Source organism: Williamsia sp., assembly GCF_016462415.1.
Classification (GTDB): domain Bacteria; phylum Actinomycetota; class Actinomycetes; order Mycobacteriales; family Mycobacteriaceae; genus Williamsia_A.
The window spans coordinates 1-19,068 of sequence record NZ_JAEMTF010000083.1; the positions used below are offsets into that span (position 1 = coordinate 1).

The 19,068-nt window shown below is 67.2% G+C and carries 18 protein-coding genes and 1 pseudogene; 9 read left to right on the plus strand and 10 right to left on the minus strand.

Annotation, left to right across the window (positions count from 1 at the left end; translation table 11 throughout):
* The coding region (locus JHC79_RS17385; RefSeq protein ID WP_296393102.1) for a CBS domain-containing protein at positions 1–247 on the plus strand (247 nt) is incomplete at its 5' end.
* A 45-nt stretch (positions 248–292) separates the two neighbouring features.
* Here JHC79_RS17385 and JHC79_RS17390 read toward each other — a convergent pair.
* Positions 293–2,380, minus strand: a complete 2,088-nt coding sequence (locus tag JHC79_RS17390; RefSeq protein WP_296393104.1) for a PhoX family phosphatase — start codon at positions 2,378–2,380, stop codon at positions 293–295.
* Between the two features lie 184 nt (positions 2,381–2,564).
* On the opposite strand from JHC79_RS17390, the gene JHC79_RS17395 reads away from it, so the two are divergent.
* Entirely contained in the window at positions 2,565–4,073 is a 1,509-nt protein-coding gene (locus tag JHC79_RS17395; RefSeq protein ID WP_296393107.1) for an amidase, read from the plus strand.
* 54 nt (positions 4,074–4,127) lie between these two features.
* Here JHC79_RS17395 and JHC79_RS17400 read toward each other — a convergent pair whose 3' ends face one another.
* On the minus strand, positions 4,128–4,709 hold the full coding sequence (locus tag JHC79_RS17400; protein WP_296393111.1) for a TetR/AcrR family transcriptional regulator: 582 nt from the start codon (positions 4,707–4,709) through the stop codon (positions 4,128–4,130).
* Between the two features lie 133 nt (positions 4,710–4,842).
* Between JHC79_RS17400 and JHC79_RS17405 the strand changes: the two genes are divergently transcribed.
* Positions 4,843–5,577, plus strand: a complete 735-nt coding sequence (locus JHC79_RS17405) for an SDR family oxidoreductase (RefSeq protein WP_296393112.1) — start codon at positions 4,843–4,845, stop codon at positions 5,575–5,577.
* A gap of 70 nt (positions 5,578–5,647) precedes the next feature.
* On the plus strand, positions 5,648–6,274 hold the full coding sequence (locus JHC79_RS17410) for an NAD(P)-binding domain-containing protein (protein WP_296393114.1): 627 nt from the start codon (positions 5,648–5,650) through the stop codon (positions 6,272–6,274).
* Positions 6,275–6,308: 34 nt separating this feature from the next.
* Here JHC79_RS17410 and JHC79_RS17415 read toward each other — a convergent pair whose 3' ends face one another.
* Positions 6,309–6,692, minus strand: a complete 384-nt coding sequence (locus JHC79_RS17415) for a DCC1-like thiol-disulfide oxidoreductase family protein (RefSeq protein WP_296393117.1) — start codon at positions 6,690–6,692, stop codon at positions 6,309–6,311.
* 70 nt (positions 6,693–6,762) lie between these two features.
* A complete protein-coding gene (locus JHC79_RS17420) occupies positions 6,763–7,572 on the minus strand; it encodes an LLM class F420-dependent oxidoreductase (protein WP_296393120.1) in 810 nt (269 codons plus the stop codon).
* A gap of 149 nt (positions 7,573–7,721) precedes the next feature.
* Here JHC79_RS17420 and dinB point away from each other — a divergent pair, with 149 nt between their 5' ends.
* Positions 7,722–8,984 carry a DNA polymerase IV gene (dinB, locus tag JHC79_RS17425; protein WP_296393122.1) on the plus strand — a complete coding sequence of 421 codons (1,263 nt, stop codon included), beginning with the start codon at positions 7,722–7,724 and terminating at the stop codon, positions 8,982–8,984.
* A 69-nt stretch (positions 8,985–9,053) separates the two neighbouring features.
* On the plus strand, positions 9,054–10,316 hold the full coding sequence (locus JHC79_RS17430) for a lipase family protein (protein ID WP_296393124.1): 1,263 nt from the start codon (positions 9,054–9,056) through the stop codon (positions 10,314–10,316).
* Positions 10,317–10,400: 84 nt separating this feature from the next.
* Here JHC79_RS17430 and JHC79_RS17435 read toward each other — a convergent pair whose 3' ends face one another.
* The 4 genes from JHC79_RS17435 to JHC79_RS17450 are packed head-to-tail and all read right to left on the minus strand — an operon-like array spanning position 10,401 to position 13,820.
* Positions 10,401–10,796 (minus strand): universal stress protein, encoded by a 396-nt coding sequence (locus JHC79_RS17435; protein ID WP_296393126.1) that lies wholly within the window; start codon positions 10,794–10,796, stop codon positions 10,401–10,403.
* The gene (locus JHC79_RS17440) at positions 10,793–12,322 is read right to left on the minus strand and encodes a tripartite tricarboxylate transporter permease (protein WP_296393129.1); all 1,530 of its coding nucleotides are present in this window, start codon (positions 12,320–12,322) and stop codon (positions 10,793–10,795) included. Before JHC79_RS17440 ends, JHC79_RS17435 begins: the two co-directional genes overlap by 4 nt.
* Positions 12,322–12,855: a tripartite tricarboxylate transporter TctB family protein gene (locus tag JHC79_RS17445; protein ID WP_296393132.1), complete on the minus strand. Its 534-nt coding sequence runs from the start codon at positions 12,853–12,855 to the stop codon at positions 12,322–12,324. Before JHC79_RS17445 ends, JHC79_RS17440 begins: the two co-directional genes overlap by 1 nt.
* Positions 12,852–13,820, minus strand: coding sequence for a tripartite tricarboxylate transporter substrate-binding protein (locus tag JHC79_RS17450; RefSeq protein WP_296393135.1), 969 nt, complete (start codon positions 13,818–13,820; stop codon positions 12,852–12,854). Before JHC79_RS17450 ends, JHC79_RS17445 begins: the two co-directional genes overlap by 4 nt.
* A 187-nt stretch (positions 13,821–14,007) precedes the next feature.
* On the opposite strand from JHC79_RS17450, the gene JHC79_RS17455 reads away from it, so the two are divergent.
* Together JHC79_RS17455 and JHC79_RS17460 are read left to right on the plus strand one after the other, a co-directional pair.
* Complete coding sequence (locus JHC79_RS17455; RefSeq protein ID WP_296393137.1) at positions 14,008–15,573, plus strand: ATP-binding protein; 1,566 nt, start codon at positions 14,008–14,010, stop codon at positions 15,571–15,573.
* A gap of 30 nt (positions 15,574–15,603) precedes the next feature.
* Positions 15,604–16,293 carry a response regulator gene (locus tag JHC79_RS17460; RefSeq protein ID WP_296393138.1) on the plus strand — a complete coding sequence of 230 codons (690 nt, stop codon included), beginning with the start codon at positions 15,604–15,606 and terminating at the stop codon, positions 16,291–16,293.
* 46 nt (positions 16,294–16,339) lie between these two features.
* Here the strand turns inward: JHC79_RS17460 and JHC79_RS17465 are convergent, their stop codons facing one another.
* The gene (locus JHC79_RS17465) at positions 16,340–17,269 is read right to left on the minus strand and encodes an NADP-dependent oxidoreductase (protein WP_296393140.1); all 930 of its coding nucleotides are present in this window, start codon (positions 17,267–17,269) and stop codon (positions 16,340–16,342) included.
* An 87-nt stretch (positions 17,270–17,356) separates the two neighbouring features.
* Here JHC79_RS17465 and JHC79_RS17470 point away from each other — a divergent pair, with 87 nt between their 5' ends.
* Positions 17,357–18,556, plus strand: coding sequence for a lipase family protein (locus tag JHC79_RS17470; RefSeq protein ID WP_296393142.1), 1,200 nt, complete (start codon positions 17,357–17,359; stop codon positions 18,554–18,556).
* A 66-nt stretch (positions 18,557–18,622) separates the two neighbouring features.
* Here the strand turns inward: JHC79_RS17470 and JHC79_RS17475 are convergent.
* Positions 18,623–19,068: pseudogene (locus JHC79_RS17475) on the minus strand (inositol-3-phosphate synthase); the annotation flags it as partial.

A 19,068-nucleotide genomic window follows, 5' to 3' on the forward strand; every position in this document is an offset into this window, starting at 1 on the left:
CGTCGGCGTCGTGCACGTCCGAGACAGTCTCACCGCCGAGAGATCCAGCACCGCACGGGATCTGATGCGCTCGTTACTCCGCTTCGATGCGGACGAGCCGGTCCATGCGGTACTGCGGACGATGCGGGAGAGCCGAACCCATCTCGCCGTCGTGCAGTCCGCCGACACCGGCGACATCCGTGGCGTGGTCACCCTGTCCGACGTGGTCGACCGGCTCCTGCCGGGAACGGTCGGCAGCACCTCGTAGCAGTCCGTATCGCCCAGCGACACGAACTGCTACGGGTCGGCCCGGTCAGACCCCGATCTTGCCGCCGGTTTTCCACACCGCGACGACCGACGGACGTGGCTGCGACGAGCCGCCGTCAGGCCAGTGTGAGTACGGCTTGTCGGCGCTGTACTCGTCCTCTTCGCCCGGGTGCTGAACGCAGACGATCACACGGTCCTCGGTGATGATCGGCCCACAGGTCTCCGCGCCTCGCGGGACGGTGAGGAACTGCTTTGTCTCGCCGCGGTTCTCGCCGTCGAGCGCGACCGCGAACAGGCCGTCGTTGCTCTTCAGCGCGTTGCCGTCGGTGGAGATCCACAGGTTGCCGTGCGGATCGAAGGCCACGTTGTCCGGGCACGAGATCGGGCTGACCTTGGTCTTGTCGAACCCGCCGTAGTAGGTGTCGGCCTCGGCCGGGTCGCCGCACACTAGCAGCAGCTCCCACGTGAACGCGGTGCCAGCATGGTCGTCGGTGAACTCGATGATCTGGCCGTTCTTGTTCTCGTTGCGCGGGTTGGCCTCATCGGCGGCGGCCTCGCCGTCGGTGCCGCGTTTGGTGTTGTTGGTCAGCGCGCAGTAGACCTTGCCGGTCTTCGGGTGCGGCTCGATGTCCTCGGGACGGTCCATCTTGGTGGCGCCGGCCTTGTCGGCGGCCGTGCGGGTGAACACGGCGACCTGCGCGGCGGTCATCCCGGCGATCTTCGACTCCGACGAGCCGTCGTCGTTGACCGTCAGCAACGGGATCCAGGTGCCCCTGCCCGCGAACTTCCCGCTGTCGGGAATCTTTCCGCTGCCGTCGATCTGGTCTGGCGCGTCACCCGTGAGCTTGGCGACGTAGAGCGTGCCGACGTCGAGGATGCGCAGGTTGTTGCGCATCGCGGACGCGCCGTTGCCGGGCGTGATCTTCTTCGACGACACGAACTTGTAGATGTACTCGAACCGCTCGTCGTCGCCGGTGTAGGCAACCACGGTGCCATCGGACGTGACGAAGATGTTGGCCGACTCGTGCTTCAGCCGTCCCAGCGACGAGTGCTTGATCGGGGTGGACGTCGGATCGTGCGGGTTGACCTCCACGACGTAGCCGAACCGGTTGGCCTCGTTCGGATCCCGGGTGAGATCGAAGCGGGATTCGTATCGACCCCACAGGTGGTAGTCGGCGTCGTCGGCGAAGCTGTACCGATCGAGGCCCTCCTTCGCGGTCGGGTCGGTGACCTTGCCTGCGCCTGCGAAGTAGCTGTTGTAGTTCTCCTCGCCGGAGAGCATCGTGCCCCACGGGGTGAGACCGCCCGAACAGTTGGCGATGGTGCCGAGCACGGTGGTGCCGGCCGGGTCGGCCGTGGTCTTGACGAATTCGCTACCCGCGGCGGGACCGGTGAGGGTGAATGGTGTCGACGCCGTGATACGCCGATTCCGCTGTCCGACAATCGGGGTCAGCTTGCCGCTACCGAACTCGGACTTCACCTCGACGACCGTGATCCCGTGTGCGGCCATCGAGACCCGCGCCTGGTTCTCGGTCGGCTCCGACTTCTTGTAGCCGGTGAACATGAACTCCTCGGTCGTGTACTCCTGGTTGCACACGAGGTAGAAGTTGTTCGGTTCACCGTCGATGGCGATCAACCCGGCGAAGTCGTTGTTGAACCCGAACTGCATCTCCTGCGCCTGCGGGGTCTGCGCGGCGAAGTCGAACGCCGGCGCGCCGGGCATCACCGGGTCGCCCCAGCGGATGACGACGGACTGTTCGTATCCGTCCGGGATCACCAGTGCGTCTTCGGTGTTCGGGGCCACCGGGGTGAACGACATGCCCGTGCCGGTACCCGAGCCGGTGACCGGCGGGGTCGACGGCGCCGAGGTGGTCGCCCCGTCGTCTCCGCACGCCGCCAGTGCGGCGGCGGCACCGACACCGACGGCCACGGTCGCGGATCCCTTCAGGATCGAGCGGCGGGAGACCATCGTGCGCACCACGTCGCCGAAGTACTCGTTGTCGCTGGTGTTGCCGGGCCGATGGAAGCACGCGTCACCGCACTTGTACTGGCAGGTCACCCGCGCTCGGCCGGACGAACCGGTGGTCGCGCCGGTGCGCGGCGACGTGAACAGGGTGAGCGGAATGCGGACCACGTGGATCTCCCAGGGCTGTGGAAGTGGACGAGAACGTCCGAACGCTACGGACCCCGGGTAAAGGGATCACATGGTCAAGGTAAATGGAAGGCAAAGACGGGCGACCTCGATCTAGGAACGTGACCGTCCGCAATCCGTCTCATCATGGACAGGTCTGACGCGTCCGACTCCGAAGGAGCCACGAATGACCATTCCCGAGCCCACCACGGACGAGATCGCCGCAACCGCGCGTGAGCTCGGCTACGACGATGTTGCCGATTCAGCCGAGGAGTACACGCAGATGATCGCAGGCATGCTCGGGGTGTACGAGGCACTCGACGCGATCGACGATCCCGAGGTCCTCGTCAGTCGGGGTCCGGTGGCCTGTCGACGGCCGTCGGCCGCCGAGGACCCGCACCACGCGTGGCAGGTACGGGCATCGATCTCCGAGGTCGAATCGGGTCCACTGGCCGGGGTCCGGCTCGCGGTCAAGGACAGCATCATGGTCGCCGGCCTCCCGATGGCCAACGGGTCCGACGTACTCGCCGACTTCGTCCCGACCGGCGATGCCACCGTCGTGACACGGGCCTTGCGAGCAGGCGCGGAGATCGTCGGCAAGACGACCAACGAGTACTTCTGCATGTCCGGCGGGAGTCACACCTCCCACGGTGGGCCCGTACACAACCCACACCGGATGGGTGTCTCGGCGGGCGGATCTTCGAGCGGCAGCGCCGTCGTGCTGGTGACCGGTGATGCCGACATGGCGTTGGGGGCTGATCAGGCGCGCTCCATCCGGATGCCGGCGTCCTGGTCCGGCGTCGTCGGACTCAAACCGACGTATGGCCTGGTGCCGTACACCGGGATCGCGCCGCTGGAGGGGATGCTGGACCACGTGGGCCCGTTGACGCGCACGGTCACCGACAACGCCCGGCTGCTCGCGGTCCTGGCCGGCCCCGACGGCATCGACCCCCGCCAGCGCGACGTGCGCACCGAGAACTATGAGGCCGCGGTGCGGGCCGGGGTACGCGGAATGCGTGTCGGGGTGGTGACCGAGGGATTCGACAGCCCCGACGCAGAGGCCGCCGTCACCACATCGGTGCGCTCGGCGGCCGATTCATTGCGCGCCGCCGGCGCGGTGGTCGAGGACGTGTCGATCCCGTTGCACAGTGTGGGGCCGGCACTGTGGACGGCGATAGCGATCGAGGGAATGGCCGAAACCATTTCTCGTAATCAGGGTTTCGCATTCGGACGGGACGACCACTACCCGACGGACATGATGGGGCATCTGTTCGACCGACGCGACCGTGTCGGCGGACGGCCGGCCAACGTGGCGCTGTTCACGATGGTGGGACACTACGTCAACGCGACGAGCGGTCGCCTCCACTACGCGAGGGCAGTCAACAAGACCCGGGTTCTGAGGGCGGCCTACGACGAGGCCCTGAGCCGATTCGACGTGCTGGTGATGCCGACGACGCCGCAGACGGCACAACCACTGCCCGACCCCGCTGCCGGGCCGATGGCCTCGGTGCAGGCGGCCATCGAGATGTCGTCGAATGCCTGCCCGTTCAACATCACTCATCATCCTGCGTTGAGTGTGCCGTGCGGAACCGTGGACGGACTGCCCGTAGGCCTGCAGGTCGTCGGCCGGCACTTCGATGAACCGAGTCTCTACCGGGTCGGTCGAGCGGTCGAGCAACACGGCGGCGGTCGGTAGCCGAGCACCGATCCACCGCCCTGCGGGATCCGTCGACGACGAGCGGTCAACGGGTTATCGGCGGGAGGCCGGGATCGCGTTGTCGACGAGGACGGCGGCGATGGCGGCCGCGGTCGTGAACGATCCCCGGTTGATGACGCGGGTCCGGGCAGCGGCGCCGTCGAGCAACAGCGCCAGTTGTTCACCGAGTTGCTCGGGGTCGGCGGCTCCGGCCTCGCGAGCCGCGTCCGTGAGCCGCGCGGCGACGGCGATCTTGTAGTCGCGCGCGTACCGCGACGCCGGGTGTTTCGGGTCGTGGAGTTCCACGGCGGCCCCGATGTAGGGGCACAGTGGCGCGGACGCCGGTACCTCGAACGCGGCCAGGAGACGCTCGCGGGGCGAGAGGTCTTCGCGGTCGAACACCCCGGACATGACGTCCGGATCGAACTGGCGCAGGTACTCGGCGATCAATTCGTCCTTGTTGGTGAAGTGCTGATACGCAGTACGTTTGGAGACTTGGGCCACCGCACAGAGTTGATCCACGCCCGTGCGGTTGACGCCCTGTTCGCGGAACAGTTGCTTCGACGCGTTGAGAATGCGCTCCCGTGCCCCCCGCCCGCGTCGTTGGCCCAGTGGGCCCTTCTCCAACTCCGTCATACCGGCAGCATACGCCTCCGGTAACGATCGGTGTATGTAGCTTGCGGGCGACAGCGATCGCCGCTAGCTTAAGTACACAGACCGGTACCAATGACGGGCGCCGGGTGGAGAGCATCAATTCAAGGGAGAGATCGTGGGAAAACTCGATGGCAAGGTTGCGGTGATCACGGGCGCATCAACCGGAATGGCCCTGGCCGGCGCCAAACTGTTCGTCGACGAAGGCGCGTACGTCTTCATCCAGGCCCGACGGCAGGAATCGCTGGACGCCGCCGTCGATCTGATCGGCCGCAACGTCACCGCCGTCCAGGGCGACGCGTCCGACCTGGCCGACCTGGATCGCCTGTATGACACGGTCGAGCGGGAGAAAGGATCCATCGACGTCCTGTGGGCCAGCGCCGGTATGGGTGAGGCCGCGGTTCTCGGAGAGATCACCGAGGAACAGTTCGATCGGGCGTTCTCCTTGAACGCGCGCGGCACCCTGTTCACCGTGCAGAAGGCGCTGCCGTTGATGAACGACAACGGTTCGATCTTCATGACGGGGTCCAGCGCCTCCCTCAGTGCCTTCCCCGGTTGGAGTCTCTACGCGGGAAGCAAAGCCGTACAACAGGCCTGGGCTCGCGTCTGGCTGAACGAACTGCGCGACCGCAGGATCCGGGTCAACGTTCTGACCCCGGGGCAGGTGGCCACGGCCAAACAGGAGGAACTGTTCGACGAGGCGACGAAGAACGCATTCGAGGCGCTGATCCCCCGCGGTGAGATGGGCCGGCCCGAGGAAATCGCCACCGTCGCACTGTTCCTGGCCTCCGACGACTCCAGCTACGTCAACGGACTCGAACTACTCGTGGACGGCGGCACCACCGCCCTCTGATACGCACCTCCGTTGGTGCGCGCCGCGCAACCGACACTCGTTCGTCGAACACAGAGAAGGAACACACCTCATGAGCAACATCACCCTGATCGGCACCGGGAACATGGCCCGCACCATCGGCACACTCGCGCTGGCCGCGGGCGACACGGTCGAGGTGATGGGACGTGATCAGTCCAAAGCCGAACAGCTGGCAACACTCCTGGGCGGCGGTGCCTCCGTGGGGACATGGGGTGCCGTCCCCGCCGGCGACATCGTGATCACCGCCCTGTTGCACGACGGACTGGTCCCGGTCGTCGTCGAGTACGCAGACGCTCTCGCCGACAAGATCATCGTCGACATCAGCAACCCGTTCAACGCCTCGTTCGACGGACTGGCCCACGGCGAGGAGACCTCGATTGCCCAGAAGGTCGCCGAGGTGGCCCCTGCGGGCGCACGCGTCATCAAGGCGTTCAACACCATCTTCCGCAACGTGTTGGAGAAGGGCAGACCCGACGTGTTCATCGCCGGCGACGACGAGCAGGCCAAGACCGACGTGTCGACCTTTGTCACCGGTCTCGGACTTCGACCGCTCGACGTCGGTGGGTTGACGATGGCGCACTGGCTCGAGGGGATGGGCCTGGTCACCGTGGGTCTGGCCAACAACGGGGTCGGCCACTGGGACTTCGCCCTCGGAGCCGAGGAGGTGTCGGCAGACTGAGTCGCGTGGCCACGGCAGACGTCGCCCTACGCGATCAGCGGACGCAATCGCCCGGACTGGTCTCGCAGTGCGGGGTGGTGCCGGGGAAGTACTGCCGATGGCCGGCGACCCAGCGGTAGGTGACTTCCTGGATCTGGTGGACACCCGGAAGGCGATAGATCGTCAACGGGATCCGGGTTCCCAGCCCGGCGGCAACCGCGGCGTTGGCAGCCTGTGCCGCGGAGTAGACGGTGCCGTCGTCGTCGAGCCACCAGACCGAGTCCATGAACGTCTCTGCGGGTGCGCCGACGCGTTCGGCGGTGCCGGGTCGTTGCATGGGTTCGACGCGGACCGCGCCGGTGCGGTTCATGCGCAGCAGCAGATCCTTGGCGCGGGTGCACATTCCGCAGTTGCCGTCGAAGAACAGAATTCCGGACATGCCTTCAGTCTGCTCCTCGGCGGCCGCCTGCGGGATGTGATGATGGCGACGTCGCCGGGTGGCGGTTGACTCAGGCGATCGAGTCGCGCCAACGGCAGAGTTCCTCGGCCACCGAGAGGTCGTAGTCGGGGCCGTTCACGCCGACGGTGAACAGCGTGATCCCCGCGGCGTGGAGTTCATCGGCCTTGGCCACCAGTTCCTTGACACCTTCACCCCGGCTCACGCCACCGTTGAGTTCGACGCCGGCCGAATGCTGGATCTCGCCCGGGTCGCGCCCGATGGCGGCGCAGTGTTCGGCGAGGACGGCGCTCTTGTGGGCGTAGCTCTCGGCATCGACGAAACCGTGCCAGATGTGTGCATGCTGCGCCACCAACTTGAGAGTCTTCTTCTCCCCCTGTCCACCGATCAGGATGGGGATCTCCCGGGTGGGGGCGGGGTTCAGCTTGCCCAGGCGGGCACGAATGCGCGAAAGTGACGCGGCGAGATCGTCGAGACGGCTGCCCGCGGTGCCGAAGTCGTAGCCGTACTCGTCGTAATCCTTTTCTTTCCAGCCTGATCCGATTCCCAGGATCAGTCGGCCGTCGGAGATGTTGTCGACGGTGCGGGCCATGTCGGCCAGCAACTCCGGGTTCCGGTACGAGTTGCACGTGACCAGTGCGCCGATCTCGATGCGCGAGGTCTGCTCGGCCCAGGCGCCGAGCATCGTCCAGCACTCGTAGTGTGCGCCGTCGGGGTCGCCGTACAGCGGGAAGAAGTGATCCCAGTTGAAGGCGACGTCGACACCCATGTCCTCCGCACGACGCACCGCGTCACGCATGTGTGAGTACTGGGGCGAGTGCTGGGGCTGGATCTGGACACCGATGCGCACGGGGGTGGTCATGCATCCACATTTACACGGCTTCGGGAGGTTTGTTGGCTGTACTGAAATCGTCCGATGAGGGACCCGCCGTGGTCATAGTGACCATGGCGGGTCTCTGGTCGGACGATCTCAGTCGATCCCCTGTCGGACATCGATGCGAACATGTGTTCGTGCAGGATCGTGGCCCGGAGCAGCCCTCAGGTGACGCCACGATCCTGCATGCCGATCTCGACGCGTTCTACGCATCGGTCGAGCAGCGCGACAACCCGGCGCTGCGCGGCCGACCGGTGATCGTCGGTGGCGGTGTCGTCCTGGCGGCGAGCTACGAGGCCAAGGCGTTCGGCATCCGCACGGCCATCGGCGGGCAGGAGGCGCGTCGACTCTGCCCGCAGGCGGTAGTCGTCCCACCCCGATTCGAGGCGTACACCGAGGCGAGCCGCGCGGTGTTCGAGATCTTCCGCGACACCACCCCGCTGGTCGAGGGCATCTCCATCGACGAGGCGTTCCTCGACGTGGGCGGCCTGCGTCGTATCGCCGGCTCACCTGTCGAGATCGCGACCCGGCTCCGGTCGCGAATCCACGCCGAGGTCGGACTCGCCATCACGGTCGGCGTCGCTCGCACGAAGTTCCTCGCGAAGGTGGCCAGCGCGGTTGGCAAACCCGACGGCTTGTTGGTGGTCCCCCCGGACGGCGAGATCGAGTTCCTCCACCCGCTACCGGTGGAGCGGCTGTGGGGCGTGGGCAAGGTGACCTCGGCAAAGCTGCACGGCAGCGGCATCCACACCGTCGGCGACATCGCCGATCTCGGCGAGGCGATGATGACCGCGCTGGTGGGCCCGTCCGCCGGTCGGCATCTGTTCGCGTTGGCCATGGCCCGCGACCCCCGTCCGGTCCACGTCGGCCGCCGCCGACGGTCGATCGGTTCGCAGCGCGCACTCGGCCGCCGACCCAAGACCGAGGCCGACATCGAGGCGTCGATCGTCGCGATCACCGACCGTCTCGGCAAGCGTCTGCGCACCGCGAACCGTGTCTGCCGGACGGTGGTCCTGCGTCTTCGTTTCGACGACTTCACCCGGGCGTCGCGCTCGCACACGCTGTCCGAGGCGACCGCCTCCACCGAGGTCATCCTCCTGGCCGCCCGCCGCCTGCTGTCCGACGCGATGCCACAGCTCACCGACCGCGGGTGCACCCTCATCGGGTTGTCGCTGACCAACCTCGACAACGACGACGCGATCCAGCTGGCCCTGCCGTTCGGAGACACCGAGGCCGGGTCGTTCCGCGCGGAGAGCAGTGGCGCCGCGGTCACCATGGACACTGCCGCCCTCGACGGCGCGATGGACGACCTGCGCAACCGCTTCGGTGCGTCCGTGCTGACCCGCGCCGTGCTGCTCAACCGCAGCGAGGGCATGGAAGTCCCACAGCTCCCCGACTGATCGGGCACGGTTATTGGACAGCGACAGGGTCATCTGTCCAGATGGGAACCTGTGTCATATGGTGAGTGCGTGAAATCACATCTGCGCGCGATCGCGGTCGCCGTCGCTTGTGTCATCGGGTCGGGGACCCTGACTTCCGTTACCGTTCCGACGGCATCGGCAGCGACGAGCTTCTACACGCCACCTGCCACGTTCGACACCGCACCGGGGTCGATCATCAAGTCGAGATCGACCCCGATCTTCCTGCAGATCCCTGCGGATCCGCGCCCGTTCCCGGGCAAGGGGACGATGGTGATGTACACCTCCAAGCTGCAGGACGGCACGCCCGCCGCCGTCACCGGCACCTACATCGAGCCGTTCGCGCCGTGGCGCGGCAAGGGCGCCCGACCGACCATCGTCATGGCGCCGGGCACCATCGGTCAGGGCGACCAGTGCGCGCCGTCGAAGCTCGTCGGGTTCCCGCTGTCGCTGGATCCCGCGAAGCTCACCATCGGCCTGAACTACGAGGGACTGTTCGCCAATCTGCTCCTGTACCAGGGCTACCGGGTGCTGATGACCGATTACATCGGCCTCGGAACCCCCGGCGTGCACACCTACGTCAACCGTGTCGAGGAGGGACACGCTGTCCTCGACGGCGCCCGCGCGGCCCTGAACTACGGGAAGCTCCCTGCCGATTCTCCGGTGGGCTTCTGGGGTTACTCCCAGGGCGGCGGCGCCACGGCGTCGGCGGCCGAGATGGCGTCGTCGTACGCTCCCGAGCTGAACATCAAGGCGACCTACGCCGGCGCACCGCCCGCGAACCTGGAGAAGGTGCTCAAGCAGGTCGACGGCACGTCGATCACCGGGGTCATCGGATACACGGTCAACGGGCTCGTCGCCCGGTACCCGGAGCTCGGCCCGATCATCGACCGCGAGGCCAGCCCCGCGGGCAAGCAGATCCTCAAGACGCTGTCCACCTCGTGCATCGGCGACACCGCGTTCCGCTATGGCTTCCGGAACACCAGCGAGTGGACGACGTCGAAGCAGTCGTTGTACGCGGTCTCCCAGCGGTACCCGGTGATCCAGAGGGCGTTGCAGGACCAGTTGATCGGCAAGCTCACGCCGAACGCCCCGGTCTTGGTCGACACCGGGATCAACGACGACATCATCCCGCACGGACAGGTCATCGAGATGGCCAACAGCTGGAAGTCACGGGGTGCCAAGGTGACCGTCATCAACGACGGCACGCCGCCGATCTTCCCGCGCCTGGCGGTCAACCACGCGCTGCCGTACCTGTTCAGCACGGTGCCGGTCTACAACTTCTTCTACGACCGGTTCAACGCGCCCAACTGATCGGCCCCGTGCCGACCGACACGAACGACAGATGCCGTGCACCCGATCGGGGTGCGCGGCATCTGTCGTCAATGGTGGGTGAACCTACTGCACCAGTGCGGGTTTCACCGCGAGAACCGGCTTGGGGCAGGCGAGGAGCAGCCGTTGAGCGGTACTGCCCATGAGCAACTTCCCGACCGGTGACCGGTGTCGGATGCCGATGACCAGCAGGTCGGCGTCGTCACGGTCCATCGCGTCGAGCAGAGCGTCCACCGGGTCGACCGAGACGTCCTGCTCGACGACGAAGCTGATGCCCGACGCCCCCAGGGTCTCCTCGAGGTTCCCGACGTCGGTCGAGTCGGCGAAGCGGGGGTCGGCCAACGCGTCCCCTTTGGTCGCGTTGAGCACGGTGACGGCCGTGTCGCGTACCCGCGCCTCGCTGATGGCGTGCTCGAGAGCGGCCCGGCCGTACACATCCGGGGTGTAGCCGACGACGATCATGCGTTCTCCTTCTCGCGGGTGGGGGCGGTGTCGGTGGTGAGGGTGATCCGAGGGCCGAAGAACCGGGCGATCAGCGGGAACACCAGCAACGACACGATGATGACGTACACGACGACGGCGATCGGTTCGGTGAAGATGCCGCTCCAGTCACCTTCGTTGAGCTGCAGGGTCTGGCGTAGTTGGCGTTCGATGCGCGGCCCGAGGATGACGCCGATGATCAACGGCAACACCGGGAGTCCGAATCGGCGCATCATCAGCCCCATCAGTCCGAAGACCAGCAGCAGCGCGAGGTCGAGCCACTGCAGGTTCACCGCGTACGCACCAAGGACGGCGAAGAACAGGATGCCTGCGTAGAGGTAGGGCCGCGGTGTCCGCAGCAGCTTCGCCCACAGCGGCGCGAGTGGCAGGTTGAGCGCGAGCAGCAGGAAGTTGCCGATGAACAGGCTGGCGATCAACGTCCAGACCAGCAGCGGTTCCTTGTCGAACAGTGTTGGCCCGGGCTGGATGCCGTACGAGACGAACGCGGTGAGCATGACCGCCGCGGTCGCGTTCGTCGGTAGACCCAGCGAGAGCATGGGCACGAGAGTGCCTGCGGCCGAAGCATTGTTGGCTGCCTCCGGCCCGGCGACACCCTCGATGGCGCCCTTGCCGAACTCCTCGGGGTGCTTGGTCAGCTTCTTCTCGGTGATGTAGGAGAGGAAGGTGGGCAACTCGGCGCCGCCGGCGGGAAGCGCGCCGAACGGGAACCCGAAGGCGGTGCCGCGCAACCACGGCTTCCACGAGCGCTTCCAGTCGCTCTTGCCCATCCACGGTCGACCGACGGGGATCACCTCGGCGGGCTTGCGTCGCAGGTGCGCAGCGACCCAGAGTGCCTCACCGAGGGCGAACACCGCGACGGCGATCACGACGATGTCGATGCCGTCCGACAGCTGGGGGATACCGAACGTGGCGCGCGGCTGTCCGGTCAGGAAGTCGATGCCGACCAACCCGATCGCCAGACCCAGTAGCAGCGAGATACACCCGCGCAGTTTGGAACTGCCGAGAACGGCGGTCACCGCGACCAACGCCAACAACATGATGGCCAGATAGGACGGGGCGCCGAGGGACACCGCGAACTTCGAGACGATCGGCGCGAAGAGCACCAACAACAGGGTGCCGATGGAGCCCGCGACGAACGACCCGATCGCCGCGGTCGCCAGGGCCTGTGCGGCGCGGCCCGCCCTGGCCATCTTGTTGCCTTCGATGGCGGTGATGACCGACGACGACTCACCCGGGGTGTTCAACAGGATCGAGGTCGTCGACCCGCCGTACATGCCGCCGTAGTAGATACCGGCGAACATGATGAATGCGGCACTGGGGCTGACGTTGTAGGTGATCGGGAGAAGGAGTGCGACGGTCATGGCCGGCCCGATGCCGGGCAGGACGCCGACCGCGGTGCCCAGCAGGACGCCGATACACGCGTAGAGCAGGTTCATCGGTGTCGCCGCCTCGGCGAAACCGTTCATCAGCCAGTTGAGGTTGTCCATCAGAGGATCCCGTCCAGAATGCCTGCGGACAACGGGATCCCGAGTCCGACGTAGAACGCGTAGAAGCTGATCAGCGATAGCGCGAGTCCTATCGCGAGATTGCGGACCCAGTGCCGGTTGCCGAGGATGGTCGCTGCGCCGCCGAAGAGCGCCGCGCCCACGATCACCCAACCGAGCACGTCGACCAGGGCGATGGTCGCGACGAACAGGAGAACCAGCAGCCCGACCGTCTTCCAGTCTGCGGGTGCGGAGGTGTCGATGTCCTCGCCGTCATCGGGCGTCCCCTTCTTGCCCCGCCAGGTGGCGATGGCCAGCAGCACCGAGCAGACGAGCAGACCGATCCCGATGACCAGCGGGAAGAGCTTGGGGCCGACGGGGTCGACCTTCGCGAACTCGGCGGTCAGCGACATGGCGTCGACGATCAGGAACACCCCGACCACGACCATCACCGCGCAGACGACGAGCTGTGCCCAGTCGGGACGTTCGGACTCGGTCTCCTCCGGCCCCTCGGGACGGTTCAGTGTGGCGGTCATACCAACCCCAGCTCGGTCAGCGTGGATTCGACCCGCTGGTCCTGCTCACGCAGGAACTGCGCGAAGGGTTCACCCGTCTCGAACGCGTCTGTCCAGCCGTTCTTGCTCAACGCTTCTCTCCATTCGTCGGTCCCGTGCAGCTCGGTCAGCGCGGCGACCATCTCGTCGCGTGCGGCGTCGGAGAGTCCGGGCGGGGCGAGCACGCCGCGCCAGTTCGTGAACTCGAGGTCGATCCCCGCCTCGCGCAGGGTGGGCGCGTCGACGTCGGCCACCCGCTCCGATCCCGAGACCGCGAGCACCCGCACCTGGCCTGCCTCGATCTGGTCGACGTACTCGCCCAGGCCGGAGGTGCCGGCCGCGATCTTGTTGCCCAACAGGGCCGTCAGGAGATCGCCGCCGCCGTCATAGGAGATGTAGTTGACCTTCGTGGGATCGATCCCCACTGCTTCGGCGGTCTCCATGGGGAAGAGGTGGTCGGGTCCGCCAGGTGACGAACCGCCGCCGATCGACACCGACGACGGGTTGGCCCGCCATGCCCGTACGAGGTCATCGACAGTCTTGAACGGTGAATCCGCAGGTACCAGAATGCCTTCGGGCTCCTCGACCATCTTCGCCAGTGGCGTCGCGTTCGACACGCGCGCCTTGGAGCCGTTGGTGTAGCCGGCACCGACGACCCCGAGTCCCATCATCATCATGAGATCGTCGTTGCCGGACTCGTTCATCAACCGTGCCATCGCCACGGTGCCGCCGGCGCCGATGACGTTGAACACCTCCACACGTCCGGTGATGTCCTTGTCCTCCATCACCTTCACCGCGGTGCGGGCGGTGAGGTCGTACCCGCCGCCGGGGCTGTTGGGCACCATCATCCGTATACGGTGCAAGCCCTCGCCGTCGTCGCCGCGCGTGACGCCGCACGCCGCGACGAGCAGCAGCAGCGCCAGGATGGCGCCCAGCCGTTTGCGCATCGGTCCTCGATTCGTGTCGATGATGTGAGACTGTGATCGAGGCCAAGCATGAAGCCAAAGGTGAGCCACGTCACCTTTTCGGAGCCAACGAAAGTAGTGTTCTTTGTGGTCGCGACCGAATGTCCGTCCGCGGCGAGGACCGGGACGTCCCGGCCGCCGAGGTCGCTCCCTGGCGGGCCAGTTCCTCGTGCTGCAGCTGCTCGTGGTCGCCGTGGTCCTCGGTGCGGTCGCCGCGATCTCCATCCACCAGTCGACCACGGAGTTCCGCGACATCGCGGGCGGGCGGATGCTGTCGGTCGCCGAGAGCCTCGCCTCGACCCCGATCGTCCGTGAGCAGTTGGCTGCCCCGCTGGTCGAGCAGGTGCTCGCTCCCGACGTGGACCGGGCTGTCGCACTGTCCGGTGCCACGGTGGCCGAGATCGTGTCCCCGAACGGCAGGGTGATGGTCTCCACCGACCCGACCAGGGTGCGGGGTGACGCCGACCTCGGTGACAGCGACGTCCTGGGTGGGCGGGGGTGGTCCGGCGACGTCGACATCGACGGCCGTCGATCCATCGCCGGTCATGTCCCGATTCTCGACACCGACGGGCGAGTCCTGGCGGTGGTGACCGTCTCCGAGAACTACCCGTCGACGTGGATGCTGTTGTCCGACGCGGGTGCTCGTCTGTTGATCTACCTCGGAATCGGCGCGGGTGTCGGGGCGGTCGGGTCGTGGCTGCTCTCCCGTCGCATCCGACGCCACACCCTGGGTATGGAAACCGCGGAGATCGCCGGCCTCGCCGATCACCGGGAGGCGTTGTTACACAGCATCGCCGAGGGAGTCATCGCGGTCGGCAACGACGGTCGCATCACGATGATCAACGACAGTGCCCGAGCCCTGCTGGACCTCGAGCCCGACGTGGTGGGCACGCCGGTGGCCGAATCGGGCATGGACGCCGGTGTCCGCGAGATACTGCTGTCACCGGGTGATGTGGAGGACGTCATCGTGACGACATCCACGCGGGTGCTGGCGTTGAACCGCCGCAGTGCGACCAGCAGACGAGCCGAGAGTCGCGGCCAACACATCGGGTCGGTGACCACCATGCGTGACAGCACTGAACTCGCGTCCATGCAGAGCCAGCTGACCTCGCACAAGAGTGTCACCGACACCCTCCGGGCCCAGACACACGAGTTCGCCAACCAGCTCCACACCATCTCCGGGCTCGCACAACTGGGCGCCTACGACGACGTCACCACCTTCGTGGGGACCCTGACGCGTCGACGCGCGGAGATCAGCGAGTCCATCACCGCGCATATCGGCGACCCTGCCGTCGCCGCGTTGCTGATCGCGAAGACGTCGCTGGCGGCCGAGACCGGCGTCCGTCTGACGCTCGACCCGTCGTCGCGCCTGCGAACCCTCGACCCTGCGCTGTCGACCGACGTGATCACCGTCGTCGGCAATCTCGTGGACAACGCGCTCGACGTGTCCCGCGACCACGGATCCCGATCGATCACCGTTCTGGTGCGCGACGATTCGACCTCGGACGTCCCCGACCTCTGCATCGAGGTCGTCGACTCCGGGCCCGGGGTGCCGCCCGAGAAACGCGAGTTGATCTTCTCGCGGGGGGTGACCTCCAAGGCCGACACCCCTGGCGGGCGGGGGATCGGGCTGGCGCTCGTGCGTCTGGTCAGCGCTCAACACGGCGGCACCGCCGTCATCGACGACGCCGAATCCGGTGGCGCACGTTTCCGCGTTCGCATTCCGCTCGGCTGACGACCGCTCACGACACGGCAGGAGAAGACAGTGCCCACAGTGCTGGTGGTCGACGACGATTTCATGGTGGCCGACATCCACCGTCGGTTCGTCGAGGCGACCGACGGATTCCGTGCCGTGGGCGTCGCGCACTCGGCTGCCGAGGCACGCGCGAGCATCGCGACGCTGCGACCAGACCTGATCCTGCTCGATGTCCACCTGCCCGATGCCTCCGGTCTCGACGTACTCCGCGAGTTGCGCGCGGCGAAGGACCCGGTCGGCGTCATCATGATCACCGCAGCCCGCGAGGTCGACACGGTCGCCGATGCGCTGAGCGGCGGTGCGGCCGATTACCTCATCAAACCGTTCGAGTACCCACAGCTGCGCGACAAACTCGAGGCGTTCGCGACCCGGTTCTCCGCTCTGCGCGGCGGTGAGGCCGATCAGAACCTTGTCGACTCGCTCTTCGGTGCCGGGTCCCCGGTGGGTCCCGGGGAGACCGCCGAGCGCTTTCCCAAAGGGCTCTCACCGGAGACCGGAACCCTGATCCTGGACGCCGTCGCCGGCGGTGCGGAGTTCTCCGCGACGGAGTGCGCCGAGGCCGTGGGTATCTCCCGGGTCAGCGCGCGGCGCTATCTCGAGCACTACCTGGAATCGGGCGTCCTCGAGGTGCGTCTGCAATACGGCCGTGCCGGCCGACCGGTCCGCAAGTACCGGGGGCGCTCACAGCGCGGGAACTGAGGCTGACCGTGTGGAGAGTCGATGTCTGTTCCACACGCCGGCACAACTAGGGCACCAGTGCGACCTTGCCGCCCGCGTGGCCGCCACTGACGAACTCGAGTGCCGAGACCGCCTCGGCCAGAGGATATGTCCGCACGACCGGCACCACGAGCTCACCCGCCGATGCCAGGTCGATGAGTTCGGCGCGGATGGCGTCTCGGTAGGCCGCGCTGGCCGGCTTCGTCCCGGCCAACGCCGCGAAGCCCTCGGTGCCGGCACGTGCGGGCGCCGCGACGGTCACGATGCGTGGCCGGTCGGCGACCACGGCGAGCGACACATCGACGGCCTCGTCGGTGCCCACGGCGTCGAGCGCGGCGTCGACCGGCCCGTCGGCGAGGACCCGGTCGAGCAGACCGGTGCCATAGCGGACGGGCACCCCACCGAAACGTGCGACGGTCTCCGAGTTCGCGTCACTCGTCGTGCCGATCACGCGAATTCCCTTGCGACGGGCCAACTGCAACACCGCGACGCCGACCGCGCCCGACGCCCCGTGCAGCAGGACGGTCTCCCCGCGATCCGCGCCGCACACGTGGAGCATCTCCGCCGCGGTCGTCCCGGCCAGCAGCAGGTTCGCGGCCTGCTCGTCGGGCACCTGCTCCGGCGCGGCGAACACGTCGGCAGCCGGGACGGTCATCGCTGTCGCGTAGCCACCGTGCACCCGGAACGCGACGACCGCGTCGCCGACCGCACCGTGTCCCGACCCGATGGTGGTGTCGGGGCCGATGGCTGCGATGGTGCCGGCCACCTCGTAACCGATCGGCAGTGGGAGCGTCGAGGAATCAGCGCGCAATGCGTGTTTGAGGTCGGCCGGGTTGACCCCGGCGGCAGCGATGTCGATGGTGACCTCACCGTGAGCCGGATCGGTCACCTCGACATCGACGAATCGGAAATCGGACAACCCGCCGATGCCGTGGGCTTCCCAGCGCTGTGCTCGCACACCGACCACGGTAGCGGCTGCTCAGGTGGGCAGAATTCGGCTGTACGTATGACCCCCGCGTGTGGGATCGGGACCTACTCTCATCCGATGAATCCATTGCGGAGGGTGACCTCGACGCTCGCCACGGCGGTGACCGTCTGCGGGCTGGTCGCCGGCCTCGCCACACCCGCAGCACATGCCGCACCCGACTTCTACACCGCACCGATCGGATTCGACACGACGCCGGGAGCGGTGCTCGCCACCAAGGTCTCGGCGCTTCCGGTGGGGTCGCGTGGGAAGGGCAGTGCGACAACGGTCCTCTACACCTCACGCCAGGTCGACGGGACGCCGGTCGCGGTGAGCGGGACCTATTACGTCCCGACCGTGCGATGGCAGGGACGCAACGCACAGCCCACGGTCGTCGTCGGCGCCGGGACCGTCGGCCAGGGCGATCAGTGCGCGCCGTCACGAGCCCCGGGACGACAGGCACCGGTTCTCGACCTGCTGGACAGGGGATTTCGTGTTTTCCAGACCGATTACATCGGTCTGGGAACGCCGGGCGAACACACCTACCTGAACCGGATCGAGCAGGGCAACGCCATGATCGACGGCGCCCGCGCGGCGCTGCGCGTGGGCAACACCGGACCACGGACGCCGATCGCATTCTGGGGCTACTCGCAGGGCGGGGCCGCATCGGGCGCGGCGATCGAGCTCGTGGCCGCTCGCGCACCGGAACTCGATGTGAAGGGGGCCTACGTCGGTGCGCCACCCGCAGACCTGTCGGTGGTTCTGGCGACGGTCGACGGCACCGCCCAGGTCGGGACGCTCGGCTACGCCCTCAACGGGTTCGCCGCGCGGTACCCCGCTGTGAAGGCGCTGCTGCAGACGGCGGTCGACGCCGACGGCACCAGGGCCCTGACTGCTCTGAGCACCCAGTGCGTGGCCGAGTCGGTCGCTCGCTATCGGTACACGAAGTCGTCGAAGTGGACGACGTCCGGTCTGTCGCTGCCTGCGGTTCTGGCACTGGATCCCGGTGCGCGCGACGTACTCGAGCAGCAGCGACTCGGAGGTGCGCGGCCCGCGGCCCCGGTTCTCGTCGAGTCGGCTGTCGATGACGATCTGGTCCCGCACGCACAGGTGACGGCTCTGGTCGCTCGATGGCGCGCATCGGGTGCGTCGGTGACCTACCGCGAGGACAAGGGCTCGCGGCTGTCGGTTCCCGGGTCGGGTGCGGCGCACACCGCGCCGTTGCGTTCCAACGCCGGACCGGCCGGCGACTTTCTCACCGGTCTCTTCGACGCCGGCTGATCGCGCCGACGACGAAGGCCCGCACCTCATTACGAGGTACGGGCCTTCGTGGTCACTGAGTGGGTGTCACTCGGCGGCGCTGATGAACTCCTCGAGCTGAACGCGCGCGACGTCGTCGGCGAGCTGCTCCGGCGGGCTCTTCATCAGGTAGGCCGAGGCCGGGAGGATGGGTCCACCGATGCCACGGTCGAGGGCGATCTTCGCCGCGCGGACCGCGTCGATGATGATGCCTGCCGAGTTGGGCGAGTCCCAGACCTCGAGCTTGTACTCGAGGTTCAGGGGCACGTCACCGAAGGCGCGGCCCTCGAGGCGGACGTAGGCCCACTTGCGGTCGTCGAGCCACGCGACGTGGTCCGAGGGTCCGATGTGGACGTTCTTGTCGTCGATCTTGCCGGCCAGCGAGCCGTGCAGGTTCGAGGTGACGGCCTGGGTCTTGGAGACCTTCTTGGACTCGAGACGCTCACGCTCGAGCATGTTCTTGAAGTCCATGTTGCCGCCGACGTTGAGCTGGT

Bases quoted from the DNA above. Each gene is read 5' to 3' on its own strand.
- JHC79_RS17410 (WP_296393114.1), top strand. From the start codon at position 5,648: ATGAGCAACATCACCCTGATCGGCACCGGGAACATGGCCCGCACCATC.
- JHC79_RS17400 (WP_296393111.1), bottom strand. From the start codon at position 4,709: ATGACGGAGTTGGAGAAGGGCCCACTGGGCCAACGACGCGGGCGGGGG.
- JHC79_RS17420 (WP_296393120.1), bottom strand. From the start codon at position 7,572: ATGACCACCCCCGTGCGCATCGGTGTCCAGATCCAGCCCCAGCACTCG.
- JHC79_RS17450 (WP_296393135.1), bottom strand. From the start codon at position 13,820: ATGCGCAAACGGCTGGGCGCCATCCTGGCGCTGCTGCTGCTCGTCGCG.
- JHC79_RS17470 (WP_296393142.1), top strand. From the start codon at position 17,357: ATGAATCCATTGCGGAGGGTGACCTCGACGCTCGCCACGGCGGTGACC.
- JHC79_RS17445 (WP_296393132.1), bottom strand. From the start codon at position 12,855: ATGACCGCCACACTGAACCGTCCCGAGGGGCCGGAGGAGACCGAGTCC.
- JHC79_RS17435 (WP_296393126.1), bottom strand. From the start codon at position 10,796: ATGATCGTCGTCGGCTACACCCCGGATGTGTACGGCCGGGCCGCTCTC.
- JHC79_RS17440 (WP_296393129.1), bottom strand. From the start codon at position 12,322: ATGGACAACCTCAACTGGCTGATGAACGGTTTCGCCGAGGCGGCGACA.
- JHC79_RS17415 (WP_296393117.1), bottom strand. From the start codon at position 6,692: ATGTCCGGAATTCTGTTCTTCGACGGCAACTGCGGAATGTGCACCCGC.
- JHC79_RS17395 (WP_296393107.1), top strand. From the start codon at position 2,565: ATGACCATTCCCGAGCCCACCACGGACGAGATCGCCGCAACCGCGCGT.